The organism is Pseudomonas sp. GW456-L13, from assembly GCF_017350115.1.
Classification (GTDB): Bacteria; Pseudomonadota; Gammaproteobacteria; order Pseudomonadales; family Pseudomonadaceae; genus Aquipseudomonas; species Aquipseudomonas jessenii.
The window spans coordinates 1,622,780-1,640,591 of the sequence record NZ_JACNAS010000002.1 but is presented as its reverse complement, the minus strand read 5'-3'; the positions used below and the strand labels follow the sequence as shown (position 1 = coordinate 1,640,591).

Annotated in this window: 17 protein-coding genes; 10 read left to right on the top strand and 7 right to left on the bottom strand. The window is 59.4% G+C overall.

Going from position 1 to position 17,812, the window contains the following annotated elements:
• Positions 1-33 precede the first annotated feature (33 nt).
• Both trmA and J4D25_RS21560 read right to left on the bottom strand, forming a co-directional pair.
• On the bottom strand, positions 34-1,113 hold the full coding sequence (gene trmA / locus J4D25_RS21565; protein ID WP_057713209.1) for a tRNA (uridine(54)-C5)-methyltransferase TrmA: 1,080 nt from the start codon (positions 1,111-1,113) through the stop codon (positions 34-36).
• Positions 1,110-2,405, bottom strand: coding sequence for an NCS2 family permease (locus tag J4D25_RS21560; protein WP_057713210.1), 1,296 nt, complete (start codon positions 2,403-2,405; stop codon positions 1,110-1,112). Before J4D25_RS21560 ends, trmA begins: the two co-directional genes overlap by 4 nt.
• 222 nt (positions 2,406-2,627) lie before the next feature.
• On the opposite strand from J4D25_RS21560, the gene J4D25_RS21555 reads away from it, so the two are divergent.
• Positions 2,628-3,074: a DUF4879 domain-containing protein gene (locus tag J4D25_RS21555; RefSeq protein WP_057716560.1), complete on the top strand. Its 447-nt coding sequence runs from the start codon at positions 2,628-2,630 to the stop codon at positions 3,072-3,074.
• 67 nt (positions 3,075-3,141) lie between these two features.
• Complete coding sequence (locus J4D25_RS21550; protein ID WP_057713211.1) at positions 3,142-3,693, top strand: DJ-1 family glyoxalase III; 552 nt, start codon at positions 3,142-3,144, stop codon at positions 3,691-3,693.
• Positions 3,694-3,699: 6 nt separating this feature from the next.
• Here J4D25_RS21550 and J4D25_RS21545 read toward each other — a convergent pair whose 3' ends face one another.
• A complete protein-coding gene (locus tag J4D25_RS21545) occupies positions 3,700-4,950 on the bottom strand; it encodes an MFS transporter (protein ID WP_057713212.1) in 1,251 nt (416 codons plus the stop codon).
• 471 nt (positions 4,951-5,421) lie between these two features.
• Here J4D25_RS21545 and J4D25_RS21540 point away from each other — a divergent pair, with 471 nt between their 5' ends.
• The 3 genes from J4D25_RS21540 (at position 5,422) to J4D25_RS21530 (ending at position 8,123) form a co-directional block, all read left to right on the top strand.
• Positions 5,422-6,858, top strand: coding sequence for a cytochrome ubiquinol oxidase subunit I (locus J4D25_RS21540; RefSeq protein ID WP_057713213.1), 1,437 nt, complete (start codon positions 5,422-5,424; stop codon positions 6,856-6,858).
• Between the two features lie 3 nt (positions 6,859-6,861).
• Positions 6,862-7,869: a cytochrome d ubiquinol oxidase subunit II gene (gene cydB / locus J4D25_RS21535; RefSeq protein WP_056728750.1), complete on the top strand. Its 1,008-nt coding sequence runs from the start codon at positions 6,862-6,864 to the stop codon at positions 7,867-7,869.
• An 86-nt stretch (positions 7,870-7,955) separates the two neighbouring features.
• Positions 7,956-8,123 (top strand): DUF2474 domain-containing protein, encoded by a 168-nt coding sequence (locus J4D25_RS21530; protein WP_015096916.1) that lies wholly within the window; start codon positions 7,956-7,958, stop codon positions 8,121-8,123.
• 65 nt (positions 8,124-8,188) lie between these two features.
• Here J4D25_RS21530 and J4D25_RS21525 read toward each other — a convergent pair whose 3' ends face one another.
• Both J4D25_RS21525 and J4D25_RS21520 read right to left on the bottom strand, forming a co-directional pair.
• Positions 8,189-9,313 carry a class I SAM-dependent methyltransferase gene (locus J4D25_RS21525; RefSeq protein ID WP_057713214.1) on the bottom strand — a complete coding sequence of 375 codons (1,125 nt, stop codon included), beginning with the start codon at positions 9,311-9,313 and terminating at the stop codon, positions 8,189-8,191.
• 175 nt (positions 9,314-9,488) lie between these two features.
• A complete protein-coding gene (locus tag J4D25_RS21520; protein WP_057713215.1) occupies positions 9,489-10,202 on the bottom strand; it encodes an autoinducer binding domain-containing protein in 714 nt (237 codons plus the stop codon).
• A gap of 306 nt (positions 10,203-10,508) precedes the next feature.
• Between J4D25_RS21520 and J4D25_RS21515 the strand changes: the two genes are divergently transcribed.
• A complete protein-coding gene (locus tag J4D25_RS21515) occupies positions 10,509-11,285 on the top strand; it encodes a ferredoxin--NADP reductase (RefSeq protein WP_057713216.1) in 777 nt (258 codons plus the stop codon).
• Between the two features lie 41 nt (positions 11,286-11,326).
• On the opposite strand, the gene mscL is transcribed toward J4D25_RS21515, so the two are convergent.
• Positions 11,327-11,740, bottom strand: coding sequence for a large-conductance mechanosensitive channel protein MscL (gene mscL / locus J4D25_RS21510; protein ID WP_057713217.1), 414 nt, complete (start codon positions 11,738-11,740; stop codon positions 11,327-11,329).
• Between the two features lie 634 nt (positions 11,741-12,374).
• On the opposite strand from mscL, the gene radA reads away from it, so the two are divergent.
• A complete protein-coding gene (gene radA, locus J4D25_RS21505; RefSeq protein WP_008004292.1) occupies positions 12,375-13,742 on the top strand; it encodes a DNA repair protein RadA in 1,368 nt (455 codons plus the stop codon).
• A 115-nt stretch (positions 13,743-13,857) separates the two neighbouring features.
• Here the strand turns inward: radA and J4D25_RS21500 are convergent, their stop codons facing one another.
• Complete coding sequence (locus tag J4D25_RS21500) at positions 13,858-14,226, bottom strand: PilZ domain-containing protein (RefSeq protein WP_057713218.1); 369 nt, start codon at positions 14,224-14,226, stop codon at positions 13,858-13,860.
• A gap of 160 nt (positions 14,227-14,386) precedes the next feature.
• Here J4D25_RS21500 and J4D25_RS21495 point away from each other — a divergent pair, with 160 nt between their 5' ends.
• The 3 genes from J4D25_RS21495 to yjiA all read left to right on the top strand — a co-directional run bounded on the left by J4D25_RS21495 (position 14,387) and on the right by yjiA (position 17,800).
• Positions 14,387-16,453, top strand: coding sequence for a carbon starvation CstA family protein (locus tag J4D25_RS21495; RefSeq protein ID WP_057713219.1), 2,067 nt, complete (start codon positions 14,387-14,389; stop codon positions 16,451-16,453).
• Between the two features lie 15 nt (positions 16,454-16,468).
• On the top strand, positions 16,469-16,666 hold the full coding sequence (locus J4D25_RS21490) for a YbdD/YjiX family protein (protein ID WP_007895266.1): 198 nt from the start codon (positions 16,469-16,471) through the stop codon (positions 16,664-16,666).
• A 162-nt stretch (positions 16,667-16,828) separates the two neighbouring features.
• Positions 16,829-17,800, top strand: coding sequence for a GTPase (yjiA, locus tag J4D25_RS21485; RefSeq protein WP_057713220.1), 972 nt, complete (start codon positions 16,829-16,831; stop codon positions 17,798-17,800).
• Positions 17,801-17,812 lie beyond the last annotated feature (12 nt).

The following is a 17,812-nucleotide window of genomic DNA, read 5'->3' as shown; positions in this document are numbered from 1 at the left end:
ACGAGGACGGCTTATTTGTGGGTGCGCTTGCCATCAACGCCGGGTCAACATCACCCCGGATTCCATGTGATGGGTCCACGGGAACTGGTCGAACATCGCGCATTGGCTGATGCGGTGGGTGTCGTGCAGTTGGGCGATGTTGGCTGCCAGGGTCTCCGGGTTGCAGGAGATGTACAGGATGTTGTCGAAGCGCCGGGTCAGCTCGCAGGTGTCCGGGTCCATGCCGGCGCGGGGCGGGTCGACGAAGACGCTACCGAACTCGTAGCTCTTGAGGTCGATACCGTGCAGGCGGCGGAACGGACGCACTTCGTTCAGGGCTTCGGTCAGCTCTTCGGCGGACAAACGCACCAGGGTGACGTTATCTACCGCGTTTTCGCTGAGATTGCTCAAGGCCGCGTTGACCGAGGTCTTGCTGATTTCGGTGGCCAGCACCTTGCGCACGCGGGTGGCGAGGGGCAGGGTGAAGTTGCCGTTGCCGCAGTACAGCTCCAGCAAATCATCGGAGCGATCGCCGAGCGCATCGTATGCCCAGTTGAGCATCTTCTGGTTCACCGTGCCGTTGGGCTGGGTGAACGCGCCTTCAGGCTGGCGATAGCTGAAGGTGCGGCCGCCGACTTCCAGCTTCTCGACCACGTAATCGTGACCGATGACTTCGCGCTTGCCCTTGGAGCGACCGATGATGCTGACGTTCAGGTCCGTCGCCAGTTTCGACGCCGCTGCATGCCAGTGCTCGTCCAGCGGGCGGTGATAGCACAGGGTGATCATCGCGTCGCCGGCCAGAGTGGTCAGGAACTCCACCTGGAACAGCTTGTGGCTCAGGGGCGCGCTGGCTTGCCACGCTGCCTTTAGCTGCGGCATCAACTGGTTGATGCGCAGGCTGGCAATCGGGAACTCTTCGATCAGGATTGGCGTGCGTTTGTCTTCCTGGGAAAACATCGCGTAGTGACGCTCGCCGGCCTCGCGCCACAGGCGGAACTCGGCGCGCAGGCGGAAGTTTTTCAGCGGCGAATCGAAAACGGCTGGCTCCGGTGCATCGAACGGGGCCAGCAGGTCACGCAGACGCGTGACCTTTTCTTCGAGCTGAACGGCGTAGGCCTGGGAATCAAAAGTCATGCGTTGAACCAACCCAGCTTGATCACGAACAGAATCGACAGGATCACCAGCGCCGGGTTCAGCTCACGGCCACGACCGGACATCAGCTTGATGGCGGTCCAGGAAATGAAACCGAAGGCGATGCCATTGGCGATGGAGTAAGTGAATGGCATTGCCAGCGCAGTGATCACCACCGGCGCGGCGACAGTAATGTCGTCCCAGTCTATTTCGGCCAGGCCGGATGTCATCAGCACGGCGACGAACAGCAGTGCCGGCGCGGTGGCGAAGGCCGGAACGCTGGCGGCCAGTGGCGAGAAGAACAGCGCCAGCAGGAACAGTATCGCCACCACGATGGCGGTCAAGCCGGTGCGGCCGCCGGCACTCACGCCAGCTGCGGATTCGATGTAACTGGTGGTGGTCGAGGTGCCCAGCAGGGAACCGGCCATGGCGGCGGTGCTGTCGGCGATCAGGGCACGGCCCATTTTCGGCATGTGACCGTCCTTGCGCATCAGACCGGCGCGCTTGGCCACACCGATCAGGGTGCCGGAGTTGTCGAACAGATCGACGAACAGGAAGGCGAAGATCACGCTGACCAGACCGATGTCCAGTGCACCCTTGATGTCCAGTTGCAGGAAGGTCGGGGCCAGGGACGGCGGCATCGACATCACGCCGCCGAACGGGGTGAAGCCCATCACGATGGAAATGATGGTCACCACCAGAATGCCGATCAGCACTGCGCCGCGCACGGCAAGGGCTTCGAGGGCGACGATCAGGGCAAAACCGAGGGTGGCGAGGATCGGGGCCGGTTGTTTCAGGTCACCGAGGCCGACCATGGTCGCCGGGTTGCTGACCACAATGCCGGCGTTGTGCAGGGCGATCAGTGCCAGGAACAGGCCGATACCGGCAGCAATCGCTGAGCGTAGCGGCAGCGGGATGCTGTTGATGATCCATTCACGGATGCGGAAGATCGACAGCAGGAAGAAGCACACCGCCGAGATGAACACCGCACCCAGCGCCACTTGCCAGGTATGGCCCATGTGCAGGACCACGGTGTAGGTAAAGAAGGCGTTCAGGCCCATGCCCGGTGCGAGGGCGATCGGGTAGTTGGCGATCAGGCCCATGGTCGTCGAGCCGATGGCAGCTGCCAGACAGGTGGCGACAAACACTGCGCCCTTGTCCATGCCGGTCTCGCCGAGGATGCTCGGGTTGACGAACAGAATGTAGGCCATGGCCAAAAAGGTCGTGACGCCCGCCAGAATCTCGGTCCGCACGTTGGTGTTGTGTGCCTTGAGTTGAAACAGCCTTTCCAGCATGTCTGCTCCCCGTGGCGCGCCGGGCGCCGTGAATGTATCGACCTCAACAGCAAAGCACAGGCAGCAGAACGCGCCTGGAAATTACTGTGGGCCGGAAAAAGCCGCGCATCATACCAGTAGCTTGGGAATATGGCTGCTTTGGCGGTGATCGTCGTCGATGTTTTGCGACAAAGCCAAGTGCGCCATACTGCGCGCTGGTTTTTTGGGGTGGATGGGTCCTGCATGAAAAAGCGTCTGGTTGCCGCCCTCGGAATAGGGGGGGCGTTGTTTCTCGGGGCGCAAACGGCCGTGGCGGCCTCGGCTCCACCTCTGACGCAATTGAAAGTGCTCAAGGTCGCGTCGCCGTCCTGTGGTGTCGAGAGCATCGACGAAGGGCAAACCCGAACTCGCTGCGATCACATTGGCCCGAACATCATGGTCTACTTGCTGGAAGTGGGTTATGGGCGTGAGGCCCATGTCGCCCTGGACGGTTTCGAGGTGAATGGCACCCGCACACCAGTTTGTGCGTTCAAGAACGGCAACCTGACCAGCTGCACTCCCGGGGAAAAAACCGTCGGCTATTTGTATGCCCTCGATCTGGCGGGCAAGCAGGAAGGCACGCTGACCTTCAGCAATACCTCGATCAACGCGCCCGGCAATACGATGTCGACGCAGCTTTATATCCAGTAACCGCACGTATCGAACAAGGGTCAGAAAGCTGACTACGCTTAAAAGATCATTCCGTGGACAGTACCCGATGACCTTTAGAGCCTTGATTGCCCTTGCCGAGGGTACCGACGACCTGCAAACCGTGACCCTGATCGACGTACTGCGCCGCGCCAAAATAGAAGTGGTGGTGGCCAGTATCGAAGGACGGCGCATGCTCACCTGCGCCCGCGGCACTCGCCTGACGTCCGATGCGATGCTGGTGGACTTGCTGGCGCAACCCTTCGACCTGATTGCCTTGCCCGGTGGGGCGGTGGGTTCGCAGCACCTGGCTGCCCACCAACCCCTGCAACAATTGGTCAAGGATCAGGCGGCGGCCGGTCGCCTGTTCGCCGGCATCGCCGAAGCGCCCGCCGTGGCACTGCAGGCCTTTGGCGTATTGCGTCAGCGGCGCATGACCTGCCTGCCCTCGGCCAGCCATCAACTGCTGGGCTGTACCTTCGTCGATCAACCGGTGGTGGTCGACGGCAATTGCATCACCGCCCAAGGCTCGGCCGGCGCATTGGCATTTTCCCTGGCGCTGGTGGAGCAACTCTGCGGTAAAGCCACTCGTATGGCCGTGGCGGGGGAGTTGCTCGTTTAGAGAGTGTCAGACCTTCGCCTCTTCCTTCTCTTCATCTTTAGCCATGTGCATGCGATCGCGGCTGGCCAGTGTCGGGAACAGTTTGACCCACACCCCGGTCACCACCAGCGTGCCGATTCCGCCCATGACCACCGCTGGCACGGTGCCGAACCAGTGGGCAGTCAGTCCCGATTCGAATTCGCCCAACTGGTTCGAGGCACCGATGAACAGTCCATTGACGGCGCTGACCCGACCGCGCATTTCGTCCGGTGTTTCCAGTTGAACGAACGAGGCGCGGATCACCATGCTGATCATGTCTGCCGCGCCCAACACCACCAACACCACCAGGGAAAACCAGAACGAGGTCGACAGGCCGAAGGCGATGGTTGCCACGCCGAAGATGCCCACGGCCGTGAACATCACCCGTCCGACGTTGCGTTCCACGGCAAACCGCGCCAGGAACAGCGACATCAGCAGCGCGCCTACCGCCGGCGCCGAGCGCAGCAGGCCAAGCCCCCACGGGCCGGTCAGCAGAATGTCCTTGGCGAACACCGGCAGCAGCGCTGTGGCGCCACCCAATAGCACCGCAAACAGATCGAGGGAGATCGCCCCGAGAATGTCCGGACGACTGCGGATGAAGCGAATGCCCGCCAGCAGTGAGTCCAGCGTGGCCTTGCCCTTGTTCAGCGGGGTTTGTCGGGCCGGCAGGTTGAGCATCAGCGAACAGGCGATGACATACAAAAGCACCGTCGGGCCATACACCCAGACGCTGCCGAAGGCGTAGAGCAAGCCGCCGAGGGCTGGAGCGACGATGGTTGCCGATTGCTGGGCCGATTGTGCGGCGGCCACTGCACGGGGAAACAACGCGCTGGGCACGATGCTGGGCAACAGGGCCTGGGTGGTCGGCATTTCAAAGGAGCGAGCGGCACCGAGCAGGAAGGCCAGGATAAAGATCATTTCCCGGGTGACATGGTCGGTGGCGCTGCCAATGGCCAGCGACAGGGCGATTAATGCCTGGAGGGACTGGCAGATCGCCGCGACCTTGCGCCGGTCATAACGGTCGGCGACGTGCCCTGTGTGCAGCATGAACAGTACGCGCGGGGCGAACTCGACCAGGCCGACCAGACCCAGGTCGAGCACATTGCCGGTCAGTTGGTACAGGTTCCAGCCGATGGCCACGGTGAGCATCTGGAAGCCGCTGGCGGTAAATACCCGGGCCAGCCAGAACGCGAGAAAAGGGCGATGGTGACGTAACAGCAAGGGCTCTTGGCTGGGCATCTTCGCGAAGATCTGGGGAGAGGGGAGTGGCGAGATTATCACCAGCCTGTAACAAAAAGTTGCTGTGACAAAAGATTTAGTTAGCCAGACATCGATTTTCATGTGGGAGCGGGCTTGCTCGCGAAGGCTGAGTGTCAGTCGACATTGATGTTGAAGCTGATGCCCCCTTCGCGAGCAAGCTCGCTCCCACAAGGAGATATGTTTCTGCCTGTTACCCCGGCCGTGAGGCAACTTGTCACGCGGCAAAAGACCACGCGGTTCATCCCCGAAATTGGGACTACTCTTTCAACGTTGATTGATCCAGATCAAAACCCACAAAAGGAATTGATCCGGCGGCCGCAAGGCCAGACTCCCTGCGTTGTGATGCGTGCAAAAAAAAGAACAAACAGAGATTCGCCACACTCCATATCCGTGGGGGCCGTGGGTGCAGGCTTCCAGCCGGCAGCCGTACTACCTGACAGAGGAAGACTTATGTTCGGTTTAGAGGCACTTGATCTCGCCCGAATTCAGTTCGCGTTCACCATCTCGTTCCACATCCTGTTTCCGGCCATCACCATCGGCCTGGCGAGTTACCTGGCGGTACTCGAAGGCCTGTGGCTGAAAACCCATAACGACACCTACCGCGACCTCTACCATTTCTGGTCGAAGATCTTTGCCGTCAACTTCGGCATGGGGGTGGTTTCCGGGCTGGTAATGGCCTATCAGTTCGGCACCAACTGGAGCCGCTTCTCGGACTTCGCCGGTTCCGTGACCGGGCCGTTGCTGACCTATGAAGTGCTCACTGCATTCTTCCTCGAGGCCGGGTTCCTCGGTGTCATGCTGTTTGGCTGGAACAAGGTCGGGCGTGGCCTGCACTTCTTCGCCACCGTGATGGTGGCCATCGGTACGTTGATCTCCACGTTCTGGATTCTCGCATCCAACAGCTGGATGCAGACCCCGCAGGGCTTTGAGATCGTCAACGGTCAGGTCATACCCACCGACTGGCTGGCGATTATCTTCAACCCGTCGTTCCCGTATCGCCTGATGCACATGGCCACGGCAGCCTTCGTCGCCACGGCCTTCTTCGTCGGTTCCTCCGCGGCCTGGCATTTGCTGCGCGGCAAGGACAACCCGGCGATCCGCAAAATGCTCTCGATGGCCATGTGGATGGCATTGATCGTCGCGCCGATACAGGCGGTCATCGGCGACTTCCACGGTCTAAATACGCTCAAGCATCAGCCGGCGAAAATCGCCGCCATCGAAGGCCACTGGGAAAACAAGGGCGACGAGGCGACGCCGCTGATCCTGTTCGGCTGGCCGGACATGAAGGAGGAGAAGACCAAATTCGCTGTCGAAATCCCGTACCTGGGCAGCCTGATTCTCACGCACTCCCTGGATAAACAGGTGCCGGCGCTCAAGGAGTTCCCGCCTGAAGACCGGCCGAATTCGACCATCGTGTTCTGGTCGTTCCGGATCATGGTGGGGCTGGGCTTGCTGATGATCTTCACCGGATTGTGGAGCCTGTGGCTGCGCAAGCGCGACACCCTCTACACCTCGCGGCCGTTCCTGTACCTGGCGCTGTGGATGGGGCCGTCCGGCCTGATCGCGATTCTCGCCGGCTGGTTCACCACGGAAATCGGCCGTCAGCCTTGGGTGGTCTATGGTCTGATGCGTACGGCGGATGCGTCGTCCAACCATAGCTTCATGCAGATGAGCATCACCCTGATCCTGTTTGTCGTGGTTTATTTCGCGCTGTTTGGCGCCGGTCTTGGCTACATGATGCGCCTGGTGCGCAAGGGGCCGAAGATCGACGAAGGCAAGGAAACCAACGACGGTGGCCCCGGCCAGAAGCGCACACCGGCCCGGCCGCTGTCCGCCGCCGACGACGATCACGCCGATGCCGGCCACAGCCTGACCAAGGAGATTTGAATCATGGGTATTGATCTTCCGCTGATCTGGGCCGTGATCATCATCTTCGGCATCATGATGTACGTGGTCATGGACGGTTTCGACCTGGGTATCGGGATTCTCTTCCCGTTCATTCCGGGCAAGACCGATCGCGATGTGATGATGAACACCGTCGCCCCGGTCTGGGACGGCAACGAGACCTGGCTGGTGTTGGGTGGCGCGGCGTTGTTCGGCGCGTTTCCGCTGGCCTATTCGGTGGTGCTCTCGGCGTTGTACCTGCCGCTGATCCTGATGTTGATCGGGTTGATCTTCCGCGGCGTGGCCTTCGAGTTCCGCTTCAAGGCCAGGGACGACAAGCGCCATCTGTGGGACAAGGCGTTCATCGGTGGCTCGGTCACTGCGACGTTCTTCCAGGGCGTTGCGCTTGGCGCGTTCATCGACGGGCTGCCTGTGGTCAACCGGCAGTTCGCCGGTGGTTCACTGGACTGGCTGACACCGTTCACGATGTTCTGTGGTGCGGCGCTGGTCGTGGCCTATGCATTGCTCGGTTGCACCTGGCTGATCATGAAGACCGAAGGCAAGTTGCAGGAGCAGATGCATGACCTGGCACGGCCATTGGCCTTCGTGCTGCTGGCGGTGATCGGTATTGTCAGCATCTGGACCCCGTTGGCCCACACGGATATCGCCGCACGCTGGTTCACCATGCCAAATCTGTTCTGGTTCATGCCGGTGCCGATCCTGGTGCTGGTGACGATGTACGGACTGATCCGCGCCGTGGCCCGCAACGCGCATTACACGCCGTTCCTGCTGACTCTGGTGTTGATCTTCCTCGGTTACAGCGGGTTGGGCATCAGTCTGTGGCCGAACATCATCCCGCCGTCGATCTCGATCTGGGACGCCGCCGCGCCGCCGCAAAGCCAGGGCTTCATGCTGGTGGGCACGCTGTTCATCATCCCGTTCATCCTGGGCTACACCTTCTGGAGCTACTACGTGTTCCGCGGCAAGGTCACCCATGAGGATGGTTACCACTAGTCTGCTGCACAACGAATCTGTGGGAGCGAGCTTGCTCGCGATGGCGTCCTGACAGACGCCATCGATCTACATCGGAGGATTTATCAATGAACGGCAAACATTCCCTGCACGACATTGAAGAAGCCGAAAAAAAGCCGCTGTGGCAGCGGCTCGGCTGGTTGGCCCTGATCTGGGTCGGCAGCGTGGGCGCCTTGTTCATCGTCGCCAGCCTGATGCGTCTGTTCATGAACGCGGCCGGCCTGACCACGCACTGAATATCTCTCCCGTGGCCTCGAGGCGCGGATTTACGACCCTCCTACCGGAGGGTTTTTTTTGCCTGTTACTTGCGCGCCTTGAGGATCACGAATTTCGGATTGGCCGCCACTTGCTCCACACCCCGAAACAATCGCGCCAGCTTGCTGTGGTAACCCAGGTGACGATTGCCGACGATGTACAGCGCGCCGCCCACCACCAGCGCTTCGCGCGCCTGCTGGAACATCCGCCAGGCCAGGAAGTCGCCCACCACCTGTTGCTGGTGAAACGGTGGATTGCACAGCACGACGTCAAGCGATTGCGGTTCCTGGCCGGCCAGGCCATCACCGGCGCGCACGATCACTTCCCGTTCACCCAGCGCTGCGCGCCAGTTTTCGGAGGCCGATTGCACGGCCATGTACGACTCGTCCACCAGTGTGTAGTGGGCCTCGGGGTTTTGCAGGGCACTGGCGATGGCCAGGACGCCGTTGCCGCAACCGAGATCGGCGACCCGCGCCGAACCGAGGTTTTTCGGCAGGTGTGGCAAAAACGCCCGGGTACCGATGTCCAGGCCTTCGCGGCAAAACACATTGGCGTGGTTGAGCAGTTCGATGGCCGGTTCGTCGAGTCTGTATCGCGTTGGGTAGGGCGACACCGCCGGGGTTTTGTCTTCAGCGGTGGCAATCAATAGCCGCGCCTTCTTCACCGCCAACGAGGCTTGCACGGGGCCGATGTAACGCTCCAGCAAGTCGCCCGCCGCCCGGGGCAGATGCTTGATCATGGCTGCGGCAACCACTTGGGCGCCAGGTGCCAGTTGACCTTGCAGGCGGATCAGTTGTTCTTCCAGCAGGGCCAGGGTTTTCGGTACACGGATCAGCACGCAGTCGAACGGCCCGGCAGGGGTTTCGCTGGCGGGTACGCTCGGCACGGCATCAAAGGCCAGGCCGTTGCGCACCAGGTTCTTTTCCAGACCCTGGAAAGCCAGGAACGAATCACCGCTGCTGACCACCCGCACCTTGCCCACCAGGCTGGCCGCCAACGCGCCGAAACTGTCATTGAGCACCAATACCCGGGTGTCCGAAGCCGGCTGCTGTTCGGCCAGATGATTGAGCAGGTATTCATCGGCCGCATCGAAAGCTTGCAGCGGTTCATTCTGCTGTTCGGGCTGGCGGATCAGGTCGAGGCTGGCGAAGGGTGTTTCGAGCAAAGGCATGGGGCGGGGCTCTGGGTAATCAACGGATGTCCCGCTGCCCGAAGGCGGTGGAGCGGGCGGAGCCGTCCGAGTGTAATACGTCGTGAAGGTTTACACGCCATCACTCAGGAGGGACCGCAAATGGTACGTTTTTTTTGCCTGGATTACTCGCAGGTTTTCCCGCAGCCGGGCGCTTTCAGATGGCTCCGGACCGGGCCGCGGCAATGACGGCCGCCATCTTGTTGTTGACGCCGAGCTTCTCGATAGCCCTGTGCACATGAAAGTTGATTGTGCGCTCACTCAAACTGAGGATCCTGGCAATTTCATAGGCCGTCTTGCCATCGGCCGACAGTTTCAATACTTCGAGTTCCCGCCGTGACAAGGGGGGAGCCTGGGGGCGAGCCGGTTTTCTCGGTTGCCTTGCGATCGCCAGCGCGTGCAAATGGCGAGTGATGAACACCGAGAATCCAAGATGCTCGTACAGCTCATAGGCTGAAATCGGGCAGTGGCTTCTGGCCAGGCTGAGAATACTGCGCTGACCGGTTTCCTCATCAAAGATCGCCTGGGACCAGCCATGCTGCAAACCTTGTTGCTGCAGCAAGTGCCATAGCCATGGCGTCTTGGAAAAAAGCTCTTCGCTCCAGAGAACAGGCAGCGTTGAACGATTGCAATGCGCCACTATCGGATCTATTTGCGTGGCGTTGTTTTTTTCATATTGAGTGTTCCACTCATGGGGGAAATTATTCAGGTTCACCGCACTGCTATCGACTCCGACTGAGTTCGAAGTAATTGAAAAGCCACAAAATTTATATCCAAGGTTTCTAGCGAAGTTGAGCGCGATTCGATAGGCGGTTTTGATCTCTTGCGTGTGTGACAATTGCTTGAGCTGTGACTCCTTCCAGATTTCCATACAAGGGTCTCTCCATCACCGTTTCTTCTGGGCGCGATCTTGGATCCAAGATTCGGCACGTCACGAAGTGTAGGATAATTCCTACGGTGATGCTGCGACAATTTTGCTCTTTTGACTGTTGGAAAAGTGTATTTCAGGTTCTTAGGCAATCGATGGGATATAAAATGCCATATGTCATTTTATAATGATGGGTGTGCGCCACATTTGGTAAACAGTCACTAGTGCAGATTAATGTCACTACAAACTGTCGGTGGTTACGCTGCTTTCTTTGCGGGACACTGGGGTGTCTTTCGATTGGAGCCTTCCATGTCCGTCAGTGAAGAAAAACTTACCCGTCAGACCTTGCTTGAGGTTCATCCGCTGACCCAGAGCCTGTTTACCTTGCGTGCCACCCGGGATGCAGGGTTTCGTTTTCGGGCGGGGCAGTTTGCCCGGTTGGGCGTCACCAAGGCTGACGGCAGCACGGTATGGCGCGCCTATTCCATGGTGTCCTCGCCTTTTGACGAGTTCCTCGAGTACTTTTCCATTGTCGTACCGGGCGGTGAGTTCACCAGCGAGCTGAGCCGACTGGGTGTTGGCGATGCATTGTTGGTCGACCGCCAGGCCTTCGGTTATCTGACGCTGGACCGGTTTGTCGATGGGCGTGATCTGTGGTTGTTATCCACAGGCACGGGCATCGCGCCGTTCCTGTCGATACTCCAGGATTTCGAAGTCTGGGAGCGATTCGAGCGGATCATTCTGGTCTACAGCGTTCGCGAAGCGCGGGAACTGGCGTATCAGGAGCTGATCGCAGGGCTGGCGAAGCGTGATTATCTGGCGGAGTACGCCCATAAACTGCAATTGATCACCACGGTCACTCGTGAACAGCATCCCGGCTCATTGAACGGGCGGATCACCGTGCTGATTGAAAACGGCGAACTGGAGCGGGTCGCGGGTGTTGCGCTGACGCCTGAGCATTCACGGGTCATGCTGTGCGGCAATCCGCAGATGATCGATGATACGCGCAAGCTGCTTAAACAGCGGGACATGCACTTGAGCCTCAGCCGGCGACCTGGTCAGGTGGCGGTGGAAAATTTCTGGTAAAAAAAAGGCGCCTCGAAGGCGCCGTTTTTTTGCTAATGCCGTCAAGGCCGGTTGTTCTGGGCCTTGAGCAAGTCGCGGATCTCGCCCAGCAACTCTTCTTCCTTGCTTGGAACCGGCGGCAGGCTAGGGGCCACGGCCTCTTCGCGCTTCAGGCGGTTGATGACCTTGACGCCCATGAAGATCGCGAGAGCGACGATGACGAAGTCGATGATGGTCTGGATGAATTTGCCATAGGCGAGCACCACCGCCGGAATCTCGCCCTCCGCTGCCTTGAGCGTTATGACCAGATCACTGAAGTCCACGCCACCGATCAGCATCCCGATTGGCGGCATGACCAGGTCACCGACAAACGAGGTAACGATCTTGCCGAAGGCCGCACCGATGATGATGCCGACGGCCATGTCGACCACGTTGCCTTTGACCGCGAAGGCCTTGAACTCATTTAGCACGCCCATAGGTTATTTCCTTGTTACAGATGAGGTTGATGAACGCAGTGTAAATCAGCAAATCGCATTCTGCTTGAATCAACTGCCTGCCGTGCTCGCCAGCAACTGACACCGGGTGGTGTTGAAAAATTCACCGATTGATCTCGTCTGTGGAGCGGCCAGGCCTTGCGCGGTGTTTTGCATGCGATGTTTTTTCAGCGATATGGCTTCGTTCGTTTGAGCAAACCAAGGTTGAGGGAGGCCACCCCTGAAACGGGACGTTAAAGTTAATCGGGTAGTTAGTGGTCAGGGGCGGTATTGAAATTGATTGCAGTTGTAGCGACATTAACTGTTTCGTTAGTTAACAAGTAGCGTGCTTCCCTGAATTAATCACTGTGCTCTGTGTGAGTGTTTCAGAGTTGTACATTAAGTGTGTAAGTGAATAAGGTTTGTATAAGTTTTCAGGTTGTTCAGACAGGCATGCCCTTAGAGTTTGTTGAGTATATTGAACGAAAAACTTATACAAGGTTTTGTTTGGCGGGTGTTTATCAATATACCTGATTTTTTATGGGGGTATTTGTAATCATCAAAAGGGTTGCGAAGTATCCGGCCGCACTCGCGCGCTTCAGCTGAGCTATCATCGCGTTTTTTTCCGGGAGTTCCGATGGCCAAGGCCAAGCGCATGTACGGCTGCACCGAGTGCGGCTCAACCTTCCCCAAATGGGCCGGCCAGTGCGGTGAGTGCGGAGCCTGGAACACGCTCACCGAAACCATGGTGGAAAGCGGCGGGGCAGCCGCCCCCAGCGGTCGTACCGGCTGGGCCGGCCAGCAGGCGCAAATCAAGACCCTGGCCGAAGTCAGTGTCGAAGAAATTCCGCGCTTCTCCACCGCTTCCAGCGAGCTCGACCGGGTTCTGGGTGGTGGTCTGGTGGATGGCTCGGTGGTGCTGATCGGTGGCGACCCCGGCATCGGCAAGTCGACCATTCTGTTGCAAACCTTGTGCAACCTCGCCAAGAGTATGCCGGCGCTGTACGTCACCGGTGAGGAATCCCAGCAGCAAGTGGCCATGCGTGCGCGGCGCCTGGGGTTGCCTCAGGATCAACTGCGGGTCATGACCGAAACCTGCATCGAAGCCATCATTGCCACGGCCCGTCAGGAAAAGCCCAAGGTGATGGTGATCGACTCGATCCAGACGATCTTTACCGAGCAACTGCAATCGGCACCGGGCGGTGTGTCCCAGGTGCGTGAAAGTGCAGCGTTGCTGGTGCGTTATGCCAAACAGAGCGGTACGGCGATTTTCCTGGTGGGCCACGTCACCAAGGAAGGCGCGCTGGCTGGCCCTCGGGTGCTGGAACACATGGTCGACACCGTGCTGTATTTCGAAGGCGAGTCCGACGGGCGCCTGCGTCTGCTTCGGGCGGTGAAGAACCGTTTCGGTGCAGTCAATGAGCTGGGTGTCTTCGGCATGACCGACAAGGGCCTGAAGGAAGTCTCCAACCCCTCGGCGATTTTTCTGACCCGTGCCCAGGAGGAAGTTCCGGGTAGCGTGGTGATGGCAACCTGGGAAGGCACGCGGCCGATGCTGGTGGAGGTACAGGCGCTGGTGGACGACAGTCACCTGGCCAATCCGCGTCGGGTCACGCTGGGGCTGGATCAGAACCGGCTGGCGATGTTGCTGGCGGTGCTGCACCGTCACGGTGGCATTCCGACCCACGATCAGGACGTGTTTCTCAACGTGGTCGGCGGGGTCAAGGTGCTGGAAACGGCGTCCGACCTGGCGTTGATGGCGGCGGTGATGTCCAGTTTGCGTAACCGACCGTTGCCCCACGATCTGCTGGTGTTCGGTGAGGTCGGGCTTTCCGGTGAGGTGCGTCCGGTGCCGAGCGGTCAGGAGCGATTGAAGGAAGCCGCCAAGCACGGGTTCAAGCGGGCCATCGTGCCCAAGGGCAATGCGCCGAAAGAGGCGCCGGCCGGGTTGCAGATCATTGCCGTCACTCGGCTGGAGCAAGCGTTGGACGCGTTGTTCGAGTAACTCACAGAGGAAACTCAAAACCTGTAGGAGCGAGCCTGCTCGCGATAGCGGTGTGTCAGCCAGCAGCAATGTCGGCTGTCAGATCGTAATCGCGAGCAAGGGCATCCGGTGGCGGCTAGATCTCGATCAGCGCACCCAATTCGCGCTCCAGTTCCTGCGGATCAGCGAGGTTGAGCTCGATCAATCGCCGCAGGCGCTCGATGGACTCCAGACTGATGTGCAGGCAGACAAAGCCGAGCTGACCATGGTCGTCGTGGGCCAGTTGCACATCCATGGTGATGTCGGCTTCTTCGCTCAGATGAATGTCGACCAGAAAATCCTGCTGCGGATTGCCCTGCCAGTGTTCGGGTCGTTCAATCAGCAAGCCCTTGAGCGACAGGTCAATCAACTTCACCGGCCAAGTGGACTCCCCCTGACTCAGCTCGGTTCGGGCATCGAACGCAATACGTTTGAAGCGGCGACGTTCGGCAGGGTACTCGCTCATGGCGCGATCCTCGGAAATGTACGCTGACTATAGACCCGCATGATCAAAGGCTGCCAGCGCGTGCAGGTGTCCAGACCAATGTCGGGCTATGGCCATTGCCGTCAGGAGAGCTAAACTCGGGATTGCTGTCTTTCTTGTCCACTCTGGCTGGAATAATAAAATGAAAAATAATAATAGCCCGCTACGCCATTTGCCTTGGCTGGTGCTGGCAATCGTAGGTGCGTGTGCGCTGGGTGTCGTGGCATTACGCCGAGGCGAGGCAATCAACGCCTTGTGGATTGTGGTCGCTGCCGTGGCCATCTATCTGGTCGCCTACCGCTACTACAGTCTGTTCATCGCTAACAATGTCATGCAACTCGATGCGCGACGGGCCACTCCCGCTGTGCTCAACAATGACGGCCTGGACTACGTGCCGACCAACAAGCACATTCTTTTTGGTCACCACTTCGCGGCCATTGCCGGCGCGGGGCCTTTGGTCGGCCCGGTGTTGGCGGCGCAGATGGGCTACCTGCCCGGCACGCTGTGGCTGATCGCCGGCGTGGTGCTGGCCGGTGCGGTGCAGGACTTCATGGTCCTGTTTATGTCCACCCGCCGCAACGGTCGTTCCCTGGGCGACATGGTCCGCGAAGAAATGGGCCGCATCCCCGGCACCATCGCGCTGTTCGGCTGCTTCCTGATCATGATCATCATCCTCGCGGTGCTGGCGCTGATCGTGGTGAAGGCCTTGGCCGAAAGCCCTTGGGGCATTTTCACGGTGATGGCGACCATCCCGATCGCGATGTTCATGGGCATCTACATGCGCTACATCCGCCCGGGTCGCATTGGTGAAATCTCGGTGATCGGCGTATTGCTGCTGCTGGGCTCGATCTGGCTCGGGGGGCAGATCGCCGCGGATCCGGTGTGGGCCAAGGCATTCAGCTTTACCGGTATCCAGATCACCTGGATGCTGATCGGTTACGGTTTTGTGGCGGCGGTATTGCCGGTGTGGCTGATCCTGGCGCCCCGTGATTATCTGTCCACCTTCCTGAAAATCGGCACCATCGTTGCCCTGGCCATCGGCATCCTGGTGACCATGCCCGAGCTGAAAATGCCGGCCCTGACCCAGTTCGTCGACGGCACCGGCCCGGTATGGAAGGGCGGTCTGTTCCCGTTCCTGTTCATCACTATCGCCTGTGGCGCGGTGTCGGGTTTCCACGCGCTGATTTCCTCCGGCACCACGCCGAAGCTGCTGGATAACGAAACCAACGCTCGCTACATCGGTTACGGCGGCATGCTGATGGAATCGTTCGTGGCGATCATGGCCATGGTTGCCGCTTCCGTGATCGAGCCTGGCGTGTACTTCGCCATGAACAGCCCGGCGGCCGTAGTCGGCGGTGATGTGGTGGCCGTTGCGACAGCCGTCAGCAACTGGGGCTTTGCGATTACCCCGGAAGCCCTGCAAGCGGTGGCCCACGACATTGGTGAAACCACCATCCTGGCCCGTGCCGGTGGTGCGCCGACCCTGGCGGTCGGTATCGCGCAGATCCTGCACAGTGTTCTGCCGGGCGAGAACACCATGGCGTTCTGGTACCACTTCGCGATCCTGTTCGAAGCGCTGTTCATCCTCACCGCAGTCGACGCTGGCACCCGTGCCGGGCGCTTCATGCTCCAGGACTTGCTCGGCTCCTTCGTCCCGGCGCTCAAACGCACCGAATCCTGGACCGCCAACCTGATCGCCACCGCAGGCTGCGTGGCGATGTGGGGCTGGTTGCTGTACCAGGGGGTGATCGATCCGTTGGGTGGCATCAACACCCTGTGGCCACTGTTCGGTATCTCCAACCAGATGCTGGCCGGTATCGCGCTGATGCTCGGCACCGTGGTACTGATCAAGATGAAACGCCAGCGTTATGTCTGGGTCACCATGTTGCCGGCGGTATGGCTGTTGATCTGCACCACGACAGCGGGCTTCATCAAGCTGTTCGACGCCAACCCGGCGATCGGCTTTCTGTCGCTGGCCAAGAAATACAGCGATGCCTTGGCCAACGGCCAGATCCTCGCCCCGGCCAAGGACATCACCCAGATGCAGCACGTGATCTTCAACGCCTACACCAACGCAACGCTGACTGCGCTGTTCCTGTTCGTGGTATTCAGCATCCTGTTCTATGCACTCAAGGTCGGCATTGCCGCCTGGGGTAAAAAGGAACGTACGGACAAAGAATCGCCATTCCAGGCGCTGCCGGATGCGTAACCAGAGGATTGCAGCATGTTCAATGACTTGAGTCGCCTCGGTAAATACCTCGGTCAGGCCGCGCGCCTGATGGTCGGCATGCCCGACTACGACAACTACGTCGAGCATATGCAGACCAAGCACCCGGACAAACCGGTGATGAGCTATGAGATGTTCTTTCGGGAGCGTCAGGAAGCCCGTTACGGTGGCAAGGGTGGGCCGAAATGCTGTTGATCCGGTTGTCGGATTAACAGCCATACCTGTGGGAGCGAGCTTGCTCGCGATGGCGGACTGTCAATCAACAGTGATGTTGAATGTTAAGCCTCTATCGCGAGTAAGCTCGCTCCCACATTTGTTTTGTGTTGTTTTTTCACTGTGTGAAAAAGGAGATCCAGTTTGTCCTCTCCCATCCCGGTCACGATCCTCAGCGGCTTCCTCGGCGCCGGCAAGACCACTTTGTTGCGTCACCTGCTCAAGGCCGAGCACGGCCTGAAAATCGCCGTGATCGAGAATGAATTCAGCGATGCCGGTATCGATACCCAGTTGTTGGGCGATGAGCCGGTACAAGTGATGACACTGTCCAACGGCTGCGTTTGCTGCACCATCCACACGGACCTGACCAAAGCGCTTTATCTGTTGCTCGAACGTCTGGACCAGGGCGACATCGCCTTCGACCGCCTGGTGATCGAATGCACCGGCCTGGCCGACCCGGCGCCCGTGGCACAAACCTTTTTCATCGACGAAGAGTTGCGCGAGCGCTATATCCTCGACGGCATCATCACGCTGGTCGACGCGGCACATGCCGACTTGCACCTGACCCAGACCATCGCCCAGGCGCAGATCGGTTTCGCCGACCGCTTGCTGGTGAGCAAGCGTGACCTGGTGGACGAAGCAAAATTCACCGCGTTGAGCGAGCGCCTGACCCGTATCAACCGACGCGCCCCGATCCGGGTGGTTGACCACGGAAAGATCGACCTGGCCGAATTGCTCGACGTGCGCGGCTTCAACCTCAATGCCGACCTCGGTGGCGGCGTGAGTTTGCGCCCGGTCAGCCAGGCCCCGTCCATCGACCGCATTTCCAGCCTGGTGCTGCGCACTGAAAAAGCGCTGGATATCGACAAGCTCAGCGAGTTCATGAACGAGTTGCTGGAGGAGCATGGCAAGCAGTTGCTGCGCTACAAAGGCGTGTTGAACATCCTCGGCGAATCGCGTCGCATGGTGTTTCAGGGGGTGCTGAAACTTTATGGTTTCGACTGGGATACCGAGTGGGCTGAAGACGAAGTGCGCGAGAGCGTGATCGTGTTCATTGCCGATGACTTGCCGGAGGAAAAGATTCGCGAGGGATTTGCGCGGGTGGCGGCGGTCTGAAGTTTTATGGCG